Here is a 15,186-nt window from a genome sequence, read left to right as displayed (position 1 = left end):
ACGTGGCCGGCGCCCGGCCCCGCTCGGCGACCGGGCAGCCGACGGCTTCCGGGCGTCCCGGCGTGCGCAGATACCCACGGGCGTCCGACCTGCTCGGTGCCCCCCACTGTCTCAGTAGGCCGGCAGCGTGCGCGGACCGAGGTCGTCACGGGCAGGCGGGGGAGCCAGCCGTACGGCGGCGCCCAGGACACTCGCGCCGTGCGGCGCGACGACGACCGGTTCCAGCGTGACCGCGACCACTTCCGGATGGTCGTCGACCAGCCGGGACACCCTCAGCAGCAGTTCCTCCAGCGCCGGGGTGTCCACCGGTGTCGACCCGCGCCAGCCGAACAGCAGCGGCGCCGTGCGGGTCGACCTCACCAGCGAGGTCGCCTCCCGGTCGGTCACCGGGATCAGCCGGTGCGCCATGTCTCCGAGCAGTTGCGAAGCAGCCCCGGCGAGCCCGAAGGACAGTACGGCCCCGGCCGCCGGGTCGATCACCGCACGTACGACGGTGTCGACGCCCCGGGGCGCCATGCCCTGCACCACGAGCCTGAGCGCCTCCGGATTCCCGAACAGCTCGATCAACTCCGCGTACGCCCGTCGTAGTTGCTCCTCATCCGCCAGGTCGAGACGGACACCGCCCAGGTCTGCTCGGTGCCTGAGGTGCGGAGCGGTCGCCTTGAGGGCCACCGGGTAGCCGAGGGAGCGAGCGGCCTCCGCGGCAGTGTCCGGAGTGGGTGCCGGGAACGCCCGGCGCACCTGAACGCCGTACATCCCGAGTAGTTCGCAGGTCTCCGCGGCAGGGATCGTCAGTCCCTTCCCACGCGCGAGCAGGTCACCGATCAGCCGGGCGGCTCCCTTTTCGTCGATGTCGTCGTACTCCGGCACCTTCCCGGGATCGACCGCCTCCCGCCGCCACTGGGCGTACCTGACGGCCTCGGACAGCGCCCTGACGGCACGCTCGGCCGCGGGATAGGCGGGGATGAGCCGGGCGTCTTCGGGGACCGGGTCCCGCAGGGCGGCTGCCGCGGCGTCCCCCTCAGTGGCTCCGGTGGTACTGGTGGTACCCGCAGTGGGTGGCCGGTCAGCAGCCTGCGGTGCCGTGCTCGCCGCGGCCGACAACGCCTGCGCAAGGCCCCCGAGCTCCACGTGGACGACCAGCACCGGTTTGCCCGGCGCCGCCGCCGCAGCGGACCGGAGCGCCTCCGCCAGCTCCGCGTCCCCCGGTGATCCCTCCCCGATGGCGGGGATCGCCGTCACCACGACCGAGTCGCAGGTGTCGTCGGCCAGCGCAGCGGACAGCGACTGGTGGAAGTCCTCCGCCGTGGCCGCGGTCGTCAGGTCCACCGGGCGCGACGGCCTGAGTCCCTCGGCGATGCAGCGGTCGTACGTCAGCACGCCCAGCGATTCGGAGTTGCCGAGTATCGTCACGCGCGGTCCGGCGGGCAGCGGCTGTCGGGCGAGCAGCAGGCCCGCGTCGACCAGTTCGGTGATCGTGTCCACCCTCAGCACACCGGCCTGCCGCAGCAGCGCGGAGACGGTCTCGTGCGGTAGCCGGGTGGCCCGAACAGCGTGCCCCTGCGGTGCGGTCCCCGTGCCCTGCACGACGACCAGCGGCTTCGCCGCCGCCGTCCGACGGGCGAGGCGGGTGAACTTGCGGGGGTTCCCGATGGACTCCAGGTACATCAGGACGACGTCGGTGTCGGGGTCGTCGTACCAGTACTGCAGGACGTCGTTGCCGGAGACGTCGGCGCGGTTGCCGGCGGACACGAAGGTGGACACGCCGGTGACGCCGGTCACCCCTCCCCCACGCCGGTGCAGCCGGGACAGCAGGGCGATGCCGATGGCGCCGGACTGGGCGAACAGACCGATGCGGCCCGGACGGGGCATCTGCGGGGCGAGGGAGGCGTTCAGCCGGACGTCCGGGGCGGTGTTGATGATCCCGAAGGCGTTCGGACCGATGAGCCGCATCCCGTACGCACGTGCGTGCCGGACGAGGGCCCGCTGCCGCTCGCGCCCCTCGGGCCCGCTCTCGGCGTACCCGGCGGAGAGCACGACGAGCCCCTGGACGCCGTGCTCCCCGCACTCGGCCACCACAGCGGGCACCTGCTCGGCCGGTACCGCGACGACGGCGAGGTCCACGCCTTCCCCGATATCCCGCACCGAGCGGTACGCGGGCACCCCGTCGACGTCCTTGGTCTGCTCGGGGAAGGCCTTGTTCACGGCGTGCAGGCGGCCCGGATAGCCGGCGTCCCGGATGTTACCGAGGATGCTACGGCCCACTCCGCCGGGGGCGCGGCCGACACCGACCACCGCCACGGAGCCGGGCGCCAGGAGCCGCCGTACCGAGCGCGCCTCGGCACGCTGCTCCCGCGCGCGCTGTACGGCGAGGGAGCGGTCGGTGGGTTCAAGGTCGAACTCCAGGCGTACGACTCCGTCCTCGAAGCTGCGCTTCTGGGTGTAGCCGGCATCCGTGAACACCTTGATCATTTTGGTGTTGGCCGGCAGCACCTCGGCGGCGAAGCGACGGATGCCACGCTCGCGTGCGACGGCCGCGATGTGCTCCAGCAGGGCGGAGGCGACGCCTCGGCCCTGGTGGGCGTCCTGCACCAGAAAGGCGACCTCGGCCTCGGCCGCCGGTGCGGAGGCGGGCATGCCGTCGGCGCCGATGCGGTCGTAGCGCACGGTGGCGATGAACTCGCCGCCGACGGTGGCCGCGAGTCCCACCCGGTCCACGAAGTCGTGGTGCGTGAAGCGGTGGACGTCCTTGGCGGACAGCCGAGGGTAGGGCGCGAAGAAGCGGTAGTACTTCGACTCGTCCGAGACTTGCTCGTAGAAGCTGACCAGGCGGTCGGCGTCGTCAACGGTGATGGGCCGGACGCGCGCGGTACCCCCGTCGCGCAGCACTACGTCCGCCTCCCAGTGGGCGGGGTACTCGTGCCGGTCCTGCCGGTCCGCCGGGGTCTGCATGGGCCCCAGAGTACGGCTCGCGTACGACAACGGCGCGGGGCAGCCCGCGGGGGAGACGGAGGCGGGGTGCGGCGACACGCCGGAGTGGGAGAGAAGGCCCCTTCCGGGCACGCCCCACGATATGGGAAACTGGTCTAGACAACCCTGAAAAGCTGAAGGGCAGCAACACATGGCTGAGCGCCGCGTCAACGTCGGCTGGGCCGAGGGCCTCCACGCCCGTCCCGCCTCCATCTTCGTCCGAGCCGCCACGGCCGCAGGCGTCCCGGTGACGATCGCCAAGACCGGCGGCACCCCGGTGAACGCGGCCTCCATGCTGGCCGTCCTGGGCCTGGGCGCCCAGGGGGGCGAGGAGATCATCCTCACCTGCGACGCCGAGGGCGCGGACACCGCGCTGGACCGCCTGGCCAAGCTGGTCTCCGAGGGCTTGGAGGAGCTGCCCGAGACCGTCTGACCACCCGGCGCGACCACTCCCGCCGAAGCCGCGTCGTCCCCTGGGGGCGCCGCGGCTTCGGCGTGTCCACCGCGTCTCCCCCCTCATCATTGACCGCATTTTTCCGCAGCACTCACGGGGCAGACCTGACGAATTTCCGGCACAGCAACGTGCACGCCGGCGGATACAGCACCACGGGTACGACGAAAGCACGAAGGTGGAACAACGGCCGGACCACAATCGACGACACGGAATTCGGGCAGCGGAAAACCGCCCGCCATCGAATACCCTCCTTTGTATACGACGTCCGTGTTAATACCGCACCCCAGGCGTGTTTACGGAATGTTGCGAAGTCCTCACACGCTCCGGGACGGTGGAAAAGCGAAGGCGGTGGCCGGCCGTCGCACGCTCGGTGTGCAGTGCCGTGACCGCCCGTGCGCGCTCACTGTCGCCGCGCGCCACCGCGTCCACGATCGCGCCGTGCTCGACCCAGGACTCCACCTGGCTCCGCGCGGCCTCGACCCGGTACATCCAGGCGATCTTGTGGCGCAGCTGGGTGAGCGTCGCGGTGAGCGAAGGGCTGCCGGACGCCTGCGCGAGCGTCTCGTGGAACCAGCCGCCCAGCGAGCGCAGATCCTCGCTGTTTCCTCTCCTGGCCCGCTCCTGGCCCAGCCGGACCAGGCCGCGCAACACCTTGAGGTGAGCCTCCGTGCGCCGCTGTGCGGCCCGTGCGGCACCAAGCGGCTCCAGGAGCATGCGCATCTCCAGCAGGTCGGCCGCCTCCTGCTCGGTGGGTTCGGCCACGCATGCGCCCGCATGCCTGCGGGCCACCACGAAACCCTCCGCCTCCAGGGTGCGCAGGGCCTCGCGGACGGGAACGCGCGAAACTCCGTAACGGCGGGCCAGGACTTCCTCGGTGAGGCGGCCGCCACGCTCATGGACACCGGCGACGATGTCGTCCCGGATCGCCGTGCACACCGAATGCGCCGGAATACGCATGACCGACCTCCGTCTTAATCCCCGCGAAACGTCGACGATGGACGCGTGTTCCGTGACTCTATTGCAATGAGTCAGAATTTCCGACGGCAGGCCGGAATCCATAGATATTTTTTGGACAACGGACCCGGTGAACACTGCGAAACGGCGGAAGCCCCGGCTCGCTGAGCCGGGGCCGCCAACGATCTCGTGATGGGTGGTCCGTCACACGTTCACGCCGTGCCCGCGGAGGTAGGCAACGGGGTCGATGTCGGAGCCGTAGTCGGGAGTCGTACGCGCCTCGAAGTGGAGGTGCGGGCCGGTGACGTTCCCGGTCGCCCCGGACAGCCCGATCCGCTGGCCCGGGACGACCTCCTGGCCGACCGTGACGCCGATGGACGAGAGGTGGCCGTACTGGGTGTACATGCCGTCGGCCATCCGGATCACGATCTGGTTGCCGTACGCACCGCCCCAGCCCGCGGAAACGACCGTGCCGGAGCCGACCACGTGGACGGGCGTACCGGCGGCCGCGTGGAAGTCAATGCCGGTGTGCGAACCGGAGGACCACAGGGAGCTGCTGGCCTTGTAGCCCGTGGAAACGTAGGAGTGCGCGATCGGGGCGACGAAGGCGTTCAGGAGCTTGCGCTCGGCCTCACGGGCCGCGCGGATCCTGGCCTCACGCTCCTGCTCGGCCCTCTCGGCAGCCGCTTGAGCCGCGGCCTCCTCGGCGGCCTTCTGGTCGGCGGCCTGCTGCTGGGCGGCGGCCTGGACGTCTATCCGCTCGGCCAGACCGTCGCCCACGGTGAGGATCGGCATGAGGCCGGTCTGCTCCGCGGTCTCTCCTGCGGCGAGCGCCGGGGAGGCGGCGAGGGTGCCGACGACACCCGTGGTGAGGGCTGCGACACCGGCCGCCTGAACGGTGGTGCGCTTGGCCCGGCCGGGCTTGCGGTGCTTCCCGGTGGCGCACATGAACGCCATGAAGTGGCTGGTCCTTTCCTTCCCTCTCGCCTACCGGGTTAGCTGACGGGTTCGGAGCAGGAAGGTCTCCTACGGGGCCACGGCTGTGCGGGGCGCCCGATTCACCCCAGGGACTGTGGGTCCCCGGCTCCCCTGGCTCGCGCCTCACGGGGACTCGGCGATGACTGCCCGGTGCCGCGGGTGCGGCGCGATACCCGACGGACAGCCCGGACGACGCTAAGGGCGCTGGCTCCAGGTCCCCAAACGCAGCCGGGGTTTTGTAGCGCATCCCACAGGTCAGACAGGCAACCTCCACCCCAAATCGGGCACCTGGGGAAACGGGTGGAACACCCGAGACCCTGACGGCCCGTAGACCGTCAGGGCCCTGCGCGCGTTGCGCCGCCCCTGCCCTACTCGGCCGTGACGACGGTGACTTCGCCGATGCCGAGCGCCTCGACCGGCGCCTTGATCTGCGAGGCGTCACCGACGAGGACGGTCACCAGACGGTCCACCGGGAAGGCGTTCACGACGGCCGCACCGGCCTCCACCGTCCCGGTGGAGGCCAGCTGCTGGTAGAGCGTCGCCTGGAAGTCATCGGGCAGGTGTTGCTCCACCTGGTCGGCCAGGGTGCTCGCGACGGCCGCCGCGGTCTCGTACTTCAGCGGCGCCACACCGACGAGGTTCTGCACGGCGACGTCCCGCTCCGCGTCGGTCAGGCCCTCCGCCGCGAGCGTGCGCAGCACCTTCCACAGGTCCTCCAGCGCGGGGCCGGTGTTGGGGGTGTCCACGGAGCCGCTGATGGCGAGCATCGCGGCTCCGGTGGCCCCTCCGGGAGAAGGAGGTGCCGACCTCAGGACCTGCCCGAAGGCACGCACGCCGTAGGTGTAGCCCTTCTCCTCGCGCAGGACGCGGTCCAGGCGGGAGGTGAGAGTGCCGCCGAGACAGTAGGTGCCGAGCACCTGGGCGGGCCACACGCGGTCGTGCCGGTCGGGGCCGACGCGGCCGATGAGGAGCTGCGTCTGCACGGCACCGGGCCGGTCCACGATGACCACGCGGCCGGTGTCGTCGGCGCTCACCGGGGGCACGGGCCGGAGCTCGGCCGGTGTGCCGGTCCAGGCGCCCAGGGTGTCGGCGAGCAGGCCGTCCAGGTCGGCCCCGGCGAGGTCGCCGACCACGACCACGGTGGCCGTGGCGGGGCGCACGTGCCGGTCGTAGAAGGCGCGCACGGCCGCCGCGTCGATCTTCTCGACGGTCTCCTCCGTGCCCTGGCGTGGGCGGGACATGCGCGAGGCGGCCGGGAACAGCTCCTTGGACAGTTCCTTGGCGGCCCGGCGGGAGGGGTTGGCCAGCTCGTGCGGGATCTCGTCCAGGCGGTTGCGGACCAGCCGCTCGACCTCGCTCTCGGCGAAGGCGGGCGCGCGCAGGGCATCGGCGAGCAGACCGAGCCCCTTGGCCAGGCGGGAGGCGGGGACCTCCAAGCTGATCCGGACGCCCGGGTGGTCGGCGTGCGAGTCCAGTGTGGCGCCCGCTCGTTCCAGTTCGGCGGCGAACTCCTCGGCGGAGTGCCGGTCAGTGCCCTCGGAGAAGGCCCGCGCCATGATCGTGGCGACGCCGTCCAGGCCGGCCGGCTCAGCGTCCAGGGGCGCGTCCAGCAACACCTCCACGGCGACGACCTGCTGGCCGGGGCGGTGGCAGCGCAGTGTCGTCAAGCCGTTGTCGAGCGTGCCGCGCTCCGGGGCCGGGAACGCCCAGGGCCTGGCCTCGCCCGGCTGCGGCTGGGGATGGAACTGCATGGTGGCGAGCTCGGTCACTTGGCCGTCTCCTCGTTCTCGTTACCGGCCTCTACGGTCGCTTCCTGCTCCGGGTCCTCCGGGACCTCGGCGTCCTCGACGGCCTCCGGAGACTTCGGCTCGTAGACGAGGACGGCTCGGTTGTCGGGCCGCAGGCGGGCCGACGCGATCTCCTGGACTTCCTCGGGCGTCACCGCCAGTACCCGCTGGACGGCGGTGAGCGCGAGCTGCGGGTCGCCGAACAGAACGGCGAACCGGCACAGTTCGTCGGCACGTCCGGCGACCGTGCCGAGCCGGTCCAGCCATTCGCGCTCCAACTGGGCCTGGGCGCGCTCCATCTCCTCCGACGTGGGGCCCTGTTCGGCGAAGCGGGCCAGCTCCTCGTCGATGGCGGCCTCGATGACCGGCACCTCGACGTCACCGGAGGTCTTCACGTCCAGCCAGCCCATCGAGGGAGCGCCCGCCAGGCGCAGCAGGCCGAAGCCGGCCGCGACGGCGGTACGGTCGCGGCGTACCAGCCGGTTGTACAGGCGGGAGGACTCGCCGCCGCCGAGGACGGTCAGGGCGAGGTCGGCCGCGTCGCACGCGCGGGCGCCGTCGTGCGGGAGACGGTAGGCGGCCATCAGGGCGCGCGCCGGTACCTCCTCGACGACGACCTCCCGCTTCTGCTCGCCGATGGTCTCGGACAACGAGCCGTCACGGGGCTCCGGCTTGCCGTCGTGCGCGGGGATCGAACCGAAGTACCTCTCGATCCAGGCGAGGGTCTGCTCGGGGTCGATGTCGCCGACCACGGAGAGCACCGCGTTGTTCGGTGCGTAGTAGGTGCGGAAGAACCGGCGCGCGTCCTCCAGCGTGGCCGCGTCCAGGTCCGCCATCGAGCCGATCGGCGTGTGGTGGTAGGGGTGGCCCTCCGGGTAGGAGAGGGCGGTCAACTTCTCGAAGGCGGTGCCGTAGGGGACGTTGTCGTACCGCTGGCGGCGCTCGTTCTTGACGACGTCCCGCTGGTTCTCCATGGACTCGTCGTCCAGGGCGGTCAGCAGCGAGCCCATGCGGTCGGCCTCCAGCCAGAGAGCGAGCTCCAGCTGGTGGGTGGGCATGGTCTCGAAATAGTTGGTGCGCTCGAAGCTGGTGGTGCCGTTGAGCGAGCCGCCGGCACCCTGCACCAACTCGAAGTGACCGTTCCCCTTCACCTGCGCGGAGCCCTGGAACATCAGGTGCTCGAAAAGGTGAGCCAGGCCGGTACGCCCCTTGACTTCGTGCCGGGAACCGACGTCGTACCAGAGGCAGACCGCCGCCACTGGGGTCAGGTGGTCCTCGGAGAGCACCACGCGCAGACCGTTGGCCAGGCGGTGCTCGGTCGCTGTCAGGCCCCCGGAGCCTGCCTCGGCTGTGGTCGTGTGACCCATGGGCATGTGCGTCCCTTCGCAAGCGGAATCGGTTGCGGAAACCGCGGTTTTCCTGCCGTTCCCGCCACTGTATGCAAAGCGTGCGGGGCCCCGGCGAAGTTCCCGCGGAGCGTACGCCCACAGCAGATCGCGTAGCCTGCGTCACGCGTGCCCCAGGACGCCTTCCGGCACCGGGCGGAAGCACACGGACCGGGTGGTGCCCGGGTTGTCGGTGCCGCGGTCCACAATGGTTTGCGTCAGATCCGTCAATCGCTTGCGCGAGAGCGAGCCGGGGGGTGCGCGCCCCCTCGGTGAGCGACCAGATCAGGAGGAGCCGGCAGCGATGGCCCGCCGCAGCACGAAGACCCCGCCGCCCGACGATTCGTACGAGGAGAAGATCCTCGACATCGACGTCGTGGACGAGATGCGTGGCTCCTACCTTGAGTACGCCTACTCGGTCATCTATTCGCGCGCCCTGCCGGACGCCCGGGACGGGCTCAAGCCGGTGCACCGCCGGATCGTCTACCAGATGAACGAGATGGGCCTGCGCCCCGACCGCGGCTACGTGAAGTGCGCGCGGGTCGTCGGTGAGGTCATGGGCAAACTGCACCCGCACGGCGACACGTCGATCTACGACGCCCTGGTGCGTATGGCGCAGCCCTTCTCCATGCGTCTGCCGCTGGTAGACGGACACGGCAACTTCGGCTCGCTGGGCAACGACGACCCACCGGCCGCCATGCGGTACACCGAATGCCGGATGGCCGAGGCGACGGGTCTGATGACCGAGTCGATCGACGAGGACACGGTCGACTTCGCGCCCAACTACGACGGCCAGGAACAGGAGCCGGTGGCGCTGCCGGCCGCCTTCCCGAATCTTCTGGTCAACGGCTCCTCGGGCATCGCGGTCGGCATGGCGACGAACATGCCACCGCACAACCTGCGCGAGGTCATCGCCGCCGCCCGCCACCTGATCAGGCATCCGAACGCCGACCTGGACGCGCTCATGAAGCACGTCCCGGGCCCCGACCTGCCCACCGGGGGCCGGATCGTCGGCCTGCCCGGCGTCCGGGACGCGTACGCGACGGGCCGTGGCACCTTCAAGATGCGCGCGACGGTATCGGTCGAGACCGTGACCGCCCGCCGCAAGGGCCTGGTGATCACTCAACTGCCCTTCACCATCGGCCCGGAAAAGGTCATCGCGAAGATCAAAGACCTGGTCAACGCGAAGAAGGTCCAGGGCATCGCCGACGTCAAGGACCTCACCGACCGTGAGCACGGCCTGCGCCTGGTCGTCGAGGTGAAGAACGGCTTCGTACCGGAGGCGGTCCTGGAGCAGTTGTACAAGCTGACTCCGATGGAGGAGTCCTTCGGCATCAACAACGTGGCACTGGTGGACGGTCAGCCGCTCACGCTGGGCTTGAAGGAACTCCTGGAGGTCTACCTCGACCACCGCTTCGACGTCGTCCGGCGCCGCAGCGAGTTCCGCCGCGGGAAGCGGCGCGACCGACTGCACCTGGTCGAGGGCCTGCTGACCGCGCTGGTCGACATCGACGAGGTCATCCGGCTGATCCGGTCCAGCGAGAACTCGGCGCAGGCCAAGCAGCGCCTGATGGAACGGTTCTCGCTGAGCGACGTCCAGACGCAGTACATCCTCGACACACCGCTGCGCCGGCTCACCAAGTTCGACCGCATCGAGCTGGAGGCGGAGAAGGACAGGCTCAGCACGGAGATCGAGGAGCTGACCCGGATCCTGGAGTCCGATGCGGAGCTGCGCAAGCTGGTCTCGGCCGAACTAGCCGCCGTGGCGAAGAAGTTCGGCACCGAACGGCGCACGGTCCTACTGGAGTCCGCGGGCACCCCTGCGGCCACCGTGCCGCTGCAGGTGGCCGACGCCCCGTGCCGGGTGCTGCTGTCCTCGACGGGGCTGCTGGCCCGTACGGCGGACGACGAGCCGCTGCCGAAGCAGTCGGGGGCCAAGCGCGTCAAGCACGACGTGATCATCTCAGCGGTCCCCACGACCGCGCGCGGGGAGATCGGTGTGGTGACGTCGGCCGGCCGTCTGCTGCGGATCAACGTGGTCGACCTGCCCGAGCTGCCCGAGGCGACGACCGCGCCGAACCTCTCTGGAGGAGCGCCGCTGGCGGAGTTCGTCTCCCTGGAGGACGACGAGTCCGTGGTCTGTCTGACCACGCTGGACGAGTCGTCCCCGGGTCTGGCCCTGGGGACCGAGCAGGGTGTCGTCAAGCGCGTGGTGCCCGACTACCCGTCCAACAAGGACGAGCTGGAGGTCATCACGCTCAAGGAGGGCGACCGGATCGTGGGCGCGGTGGAACTGCGCACCGGCGAGGAGGACCTGGTGTTCATCTCGGACGATGCGCAGCTGTTGCGTTTCCAGGCGTCCATCGTCCGTCCGCAGGGCCGTCCGGCGGGCGGTATGGCGGGCATCAAGCTGACCGAGGGCGCGAAGGTGATCTTCTTCACCGCAGTCGACCCGGCCGTTGATGCCCTGGTGTTCACGGTGGCGGGGTCGCGCGGCACGCTGGACGACTCGGTGCAGACGACAGGCAAACTGACCCCGTTCGACCAGTACCCGCGCAAGGGTCGGGCCACGGGTGGTGTGCGCTGCCAGCGGTTCCTGAAGGGGGAGGACTGCCTGGCACTGGGCTGGGCGGGTCCGGCTCCCGCGCGCGCGGCGCAGAAGAACGGCACCCCGGCGCGGCTGCCGGAGCCGGACCCGCGCCGGGACGGCTCGGGCGTCTCGCTGCCGAAGACGGTGGCGGTGGTCGCGGGGCCGGTGTTGTAGCGCCGCATCGGCCACGGTCGCCCCGGCGCGACCCCCACACGCGCGCTCCGCGGCATCAGGGGACACCGGGGGGATCTTCCAGGTCCGCTGTTTCCGGACCCCGGACGTAGCGGAGAACGCCCCACATGCCGTGTTCGTCGGTGTGTGGGGCGTCGTTCTTCGCCGCCTCCAAATCCTTGCCGAGGGACTCGGCGGCGATACCGGAGCCGATCAGCACGAGCTGGGTCAGGCGGGCACCGGCGGGCGGCCAGGGCTCCGGGTAGAAGCGCAGAAACCGGCCTACGGCATGAACGGTGTAGCGGTTGAGCGTGTCGTAGGGGCCGAAGTCGACGTATCCCTTGATCCGGTACAGCCCCTCGGGCCGGCTGTCCAGGAACTGCATGAGCCGACGGGGCTCCAGGGGCACGTCGGAGGTGAAGGACAGGCTGTCGTACGTGGTGTGCAGGTGACCGGCGTGGTCGTCGTCCTCGTGGTGCTCGTGCGGGTCCTCGTGGTGCAGGTCGTCGAAGGACAACTGTCCGATGCGTTCCTCGCTCGGCCTGCAGTCGAAGAGGAGCTCCGGGTCGATACGGCCGTAGGAGGCGGGAACGACGGCGGCGCGGTCCACGAGGGACCGCACCAGGCCGAGCACCCGCTCACCGTCGGCGGCCCGGTCGAGCTTGTTGACCACCGCCAAGTCGGCAAGGGCGAGGTGCCGGTCGATCTCCGGGTGCCTGGCTCGGGTGTCGTCGAACTCGGCGGCGTCCACGACTACCACCAGCCCCCCGTACACCGCTCTCGGGTGCTCGCCGGCCAGGACCATGCGCACGAGCTCCTGGGGCTCGGCTAGCCCGCTGGCTTCGATGACGATCACGTCGATTCCGGCACCGGGTGCGGCGAGCCGGGCCACGTAACCGTCCAGCTCGCTCGCGTCGACGGCGCAGCACAAGCAGCCGTTGCCGAGCGAGACGGTCGAGTCGCCGAGGGCTCCGGCAACGGCCATGGCGTCGATCTCAATGGCCCCGAAGTCGTTGACGATCGCCCCCACACGGCTGCCTCCGCTGTGGTGCAGGAGGTGATTGAGGAGCGTGGTCTTCCCGGAACCCAGGAAACCGGCGAGTACGACGACCGGGATCTGCTGCGGACTGCGGCTGTTGCCCAGGTTGTTCCCCAACGGGCGACCTCTCTCACGTGGACCGGCTGCCGGACCAGGATAGGAGCAGGGCGAAAGGGCCCCGCGGGCAGCGGCGCTCGCCCTTGAGCGCCGGCCCATCCCCTGGGGGGCGAGGCTTCCGTGGGGCATCGGCGCGTCCCTCGGGCGAGGACGCGTGCCGTCAACCGACCGTGGGTACCGCGACCTGCGGCTCCGGTCCCACGTAGCGCGCCACCGGGCGGATGATCTTCGCATCGGCCGCCTGTTCCAGGATGTTGGCGCTCCACCCCACGATCCGCGCCGCCGCGAAGGTGGGGGTGAACATCTCGCGGGGCAGGCCGCACAGTTCCATGACGATGCCCGCGTAGAACTCCACGTTCGTGTGGAGTTCGCGACCCGGCTTGAGCTCGGCGAGGATCGCCTCGACCCTGTGCTCGACCTCCACCGCGAAGTCCACACGGGAGCCTCCGAAGGACAGAGCGATGTCCTTGAGCAGCCGCGATCGGGGGTCTTCCGTGCGGTAGACCGCGTGCCCGAAGCCCATGATCCGGTCACCGGCGAACACCCGTTCCCGGATCCAGGGATCGATCCGGTCCGGAGTGCCGATCGCGTCCAGCGTGTCCAGCGCCCGGCTGGGCGCTCCTCCGTGCAGCGGCCCCGACAGGGCGCCCACGGCACCGGTCAGGCAGGCGGCCATGTCGGCACCCGTGGAGGCGATGACACGCGCGGTGAAGGTTGACGCATTGAATCCATGATCAATGGTGGAGATCAGGTATTGCTCGACCGCACGGGCCCGACGCGGGTCGGGTTGCGAACCCGTCAGCATGTACAGGAAATTGGCCGCGTGGGAGAGCTCCTCGCGCGGCTCGACCGGGTCGAGGCCCTGCCCGAGCCGGTAGAGCGCGGCGAGCAGGGTGGGGGCGACGGCACAGATGCCCACGGTGTCGGCCCGACGCCGGTCGGCGTCGATGTCGTACACCGGGCGGAGCCCCTGTGCGGCACCCAGCAGCGACAGGGCGGTGCGCAGACCGGCCAGCGGCCCCGAGAGCCGGCTCGCTGCGGCGATCGCGGGCAGTGCCCTGCGGACCTCGTCGGGGATGCGGCGCAGTGCTGCGGTCTCGGCGGCGAAGGCGGCACTGCGCCGTGCATCTGGGAGCGCCCCGTGGACCAGGAGATGCCAGACGTCCTCGAAGCCGCGGGTGCGTGCGAGTTCAACGGCCGAGTACTGGCGGTAGTGGTAGAAGCCCTCTCGGCCCCGCACGTCACCGATCTCGGTGTCGGCGACGACCACACCCGCGAGACCGCGCGGTGCGTCGATGAGAGGGGTTGGGGTCCTGTTGATGGCCATGATTCTCCTCCCTGAACTTGATCCAACTGTCCAGGATTGACGATTTTCTTGTCAATATTGATTGAATCAATGCAATGCCATCAAGGAATGCAGATGCGGCTACGGTGGCCGCATGCGCGATCACGAGCCCGTCGCCGGCCTTGCCGGGCGGAGGCTGACCACCAAGGAGACCGCCGAACTGCTCGGCGTGAAGCCCGAGACGGTGTACGCGTATGTGAGCCGCGGCCTGCTCAGCAGCAGACGCGAGCCCGGCAGCAGGGCCAGCACCTTCGAGCCCGGAGAGGTAGCGACTCTCGCCCGGCGCAACCGCCGCGAAGCGGCTGGGAGTCCAGGCTCCGGCGGTGACCTGTCGGTACGGACCCACATCACGCTGATCGAACAGGACCGGTATTACTTCCGGGGTGTGGACGCCGTCGAGTTGGCCACCCACCGCTCCTACGAGGAAGTCGCGGAGTGGCTGTGGACGGGCCGACTGACCCCTGGCATCACCTTCTCCCCGCCCCGAAGCACCGTCGAGATCGCCCGCCGCGCGGTGGACTCCCTGTCCGAGCACTGCTCACCCGTCGACCGGTTGCGGGTCGCGGCCATCGCCGCTGCGGCCGAGGACCCGCTGCGCTTCGACCTGTCCGAGGCTGCCGTGCTCAACACGGCCCGCATCCTGATCCCCACCCTCGTCACCGCGCTGCCGCCGGTCCTGAACGACCGCCAGGACGACGGTCCGCTGGCCCGCCCACTGTGGGGCCGGCTGACCGGCCGTCCCGCCGACGAGGCGTCGCTACACGTCCTGGACACCGCCCTCGCCCTGCTCGCCGATCACGATCTGGCCGCCTCCACGCTCGCGGTCCGCGTCGCCGCCTCGGCCCGTGCGCACGCCTACGCGGCCGTATCGGCAGGGTTCGGCGTGCTGGAGGGCCCGCTGCACGGAGCCGCCAGCGGCCTAGCCCACCGCATGTTGCTCGACGTCATCGACCAGGGCACAGCGGTCCCCGTGATCGCCGGCGAGTTGCGCGCCGGCCGCCGCATCGCCGGGCTCGGCCACCGGCTCTACCAGGGGGAGGACCCTCGCGCGCGAGCGCTGTTCGGCCTGCTGGAACAGGTCCCGGCAGCGGAGCCCGCACTGCTCGCCGCCCGCGACATCGTCGCCACCACCGCCCGGCACGCCCCGCTGCACGCCAACGTCGACCTGGCCCTGGCGGTCTTCACCACCTCCTGCGGCATGCCCGCCACCGCGGGCGAGACGATCTTCGCCGTGGCCCGGACGGCAGGCTGGATCGCACATGCTCTGGAGGAGTACGGCGAGCGCCCGCTGCGCATGCGCCCCAGCGGCCACTACGTCGGCCCCCGACCACCACAACCCGTGCCGACGTAGAGACCGGCACGGCCGGAAGTCGCCCTGCGAAGAGTCAGGTTAGGC

General features: G+C 70.6%; 10 protein-coding genes and 1 riboswitch. Of the genes, 3 read left to right on the top strand and 7 right to left on the bottom strand.

Annotated features, from left to right (window positions below; all coding sequences use genetic code 11):
- Positions 1-111: 111 nt before the first annotated feature.
- The gene (locus tag LK06_RS25400; RefSeq protein ID WP_043434033.1) at positions 112-2,952 is read right to left on the bottom strand and encodes a bifunctional acetate--CoA ligase family protein/GNAT family N-acetyltransferase; all 2,841 of its coding nucleotides are present in this window, start codon (positions 2,950-2,952) and stop codon (positions 112-114) included.
- A gap of 169 nt (positions 2,953-3,121) precedes the next feature.
- Here LK06_RS25400 and LK06_RS25390 point away from each other — a divergent pair, with 169 nt between their 5' ends.
- Positions 3,122-3,403, top strand: coding sequence for an HPr family phosphocarrier protein (locus LK06_RS25390; RefSeq protein ID WP_039652498.1), 282 nt, complete (start codon positions 3,122-3,124; stop codon positions 3,401-3,403).
- A 291-nt stretch (positions 3,404-3,694) separates the two neighbouring features.
- Here the strand turns inward: LK06_RS25390 and LK06_RS25385 are convergent, their stop codons facing one another.
- The 4 genes from LK06_RS25385 to LK06_RS25370 form a co-directional block, all read right to left on the bottom strand.
- Positions 3,695-4,381 (bottom strand): GntR family transcriptional regulator, encoded by a 687-nt coding sequence (locus LK06_RS25385; protein WP_039652499.1) that lies wholly within the window; start codon positions 4,379-4,381, stop codon positions 3,695-3,697.
- 201 nt (positions 4,382-4,582) lie between these two features.
- Complete coding sequence (locus tag LK06_RS25380; protein WP_039652501.1) at positions 4,583-5,335, bottom strand: M23 family metallopeptidase; 753 nt, start codon at positions 5,333-5,335, stop codon at positions 4,583-4,585.
- A gap of 12 nt (positions 5,336-5,347) precedes the next feature.
- A riboswitch (cyclic di-AMP (ydaO/yuaA leader) is annotated at positions 5,348-5,505 on the bottom strand.
- A 219-nt stretch (positions 5,506-5,724) separates the two neighbouring features.
- The gene (locus LK06_RS25375) at positions 5,725-7,125 is read right to left on the bottom strand and encodes a M16 family metallopeptidase (RefSeq protein WP_039652503.1); all 1,401 of its coding nucleotides are present in this window, start codon (positions 7,123-7,125) and stop codon (positions 5,725-5,727) included.
- The gene (locus LK06_RS25370; RefSeq protein WP_039652504.1) at positions 7,122-8,516 is read right to left on the bottom strand and encodes a M16 family metallopeptidase; all 1,395 of its coding nucleotides are present in this window, start codon (positions 8,514-8,516) and stop codon (positions 7,122-7,124) included. Before LK06_RS25370 ends, LK06_RS25375 begins: the two co-directional genes overlap by 4 nt.
- Positions 8,517-8,832: 316 nt before the next feature.
- Here LK06_RS25370 and LK06_RS25365 point away from each other — a divergent pair, with 316 nt between their 5' ends.
- Entirely contained in the window at positions 8,833-11,292 is a 2,460-nt protein-coding gene (locus LK06_RS25365) for a DNA gyrase/topoisomerase IV subunit A (protein ID WP_039652507.1), read from the top strand.
- Between the two features lie 55 nt (positions 11,293-11,347).
- Here LK06_RS25365 and LK06_RS25360 read toward each other — a convergent pair whose 3' ends face one another.
- Together LK06_RS25360 and LK06_RS25355 are read right to left on the bottom strand one after the other, a co-directional pair.
- The gene (locus LK06_RS25360) at positions 11,348-12,433 is read right to left on the bottom strand and encodes a CobW family GTP-binding protein (RefSeq protein ID WP_086083773.1); all 1,086 of its coding nucleotides are present in this window, start codon (positions 12,431-12,433) and stop codon (positions 11,348-11,350) included.
- Positions 12,434-12,605: 172 nt separating this feature from the next.
- Positions 12,606-13,772 (bottom strand): citrate synthase/methylcitrate synthase, encoded by a 1,167-nt coding sequence (locus LK06_RS25355; protein ID WP_039652512.1) that lies wholly within the window; start codon positions 13,770-13,772, stop codon positions 12,606-12,608.
- 112 nt (positions 13,773-13,884) lie between these two features.
- Between LK06_RS25355 and LK06_RS25350 the strand changes: the two genes are divergently transcribed.
- The gene (locus LK06_RS25350) at positions 13,885-15,141 is read left to right on the top strand and encodes a citrate synthase (protein WP_039652513.1); all 1,257 of its coding nucleotides are present in this window, start codon (positions 13,885-13,887) and stop codon (positions 15,139-15,141) included.
- Positions 15,142-15,186: the final 45 nt, after the last annotated feature.

The sequence above is a fragment of the Streptomyces pluripotens genome, assembly GCF_000802245.2.
In the GTDB taxonomy this organism is placed as follows: Bacteria; Actinomycetota; Actinomycetes; order Streptomycetales; family Streptomycetaceae; genus Streptomyces; species Streptomyces pluripotens.
Note: the sequence above shows the minus strand (reverse complement) of the source record. Positions and strands in the feature narration are given on the sequence as shown.

Coding starts and splice junctions, on each gene's coding strand:
- LK06_RS25400 (WP_043434033.1), bottom strand. CDS start 2,952: ATGCAGACCCCGGCGGACCGGCAGGACCGGCACGAGTACCCCGCCCAC.
- LK06_RS25390 (WP_039652498.1), top strand. CDS start 3,122: ATGGCTGAGCGCCGCGTCAACGTCGGCTGGGCCGAGGGCCTCCACGCC.
- LK06_RS25385 (WP_039652499.1), bottom strand. CDS start 4,381: ATGCGTATTCCGGCGCATTCGGTGTGCACGGCGATCCGGGACGACATC.
- LK06_RS25380 (WP_039652501.1), bottom strand. CDS start 5,335: ATGGCGTTCATGTGCGCCACCGGGAAGCACCGCAAGCCCGGCCGGGCC.
- LK06_RS25370 (WP_039652504.1), bottom strand. CDS start 8,516: ATGCCCATGGGTCACACGACCACAGCCGAGGCAGGCTCCGGGGGCCTG.
- LK06_RS25365 (WP_039652507.1), top strand. CDS start 8,833: ATGGCCCGCCGCAGCACGAAGACCCCGCCGCCCGACGATTCGTACGAG.
- LK06_RS25355 (WP_039652512.1), bottom strand. CDS start 13,772: ATGGCCATCAACAGGACCCCAACCCCTCTCATCGACGCACCGCGCGGT.
- LK06_RS25350 (WP_039652513.1), top strand. CDS start 13,885: ATGCGCGATCACGAGCCCGTCGCCGGCCTTGCCGGGCGGAGGCTGACC.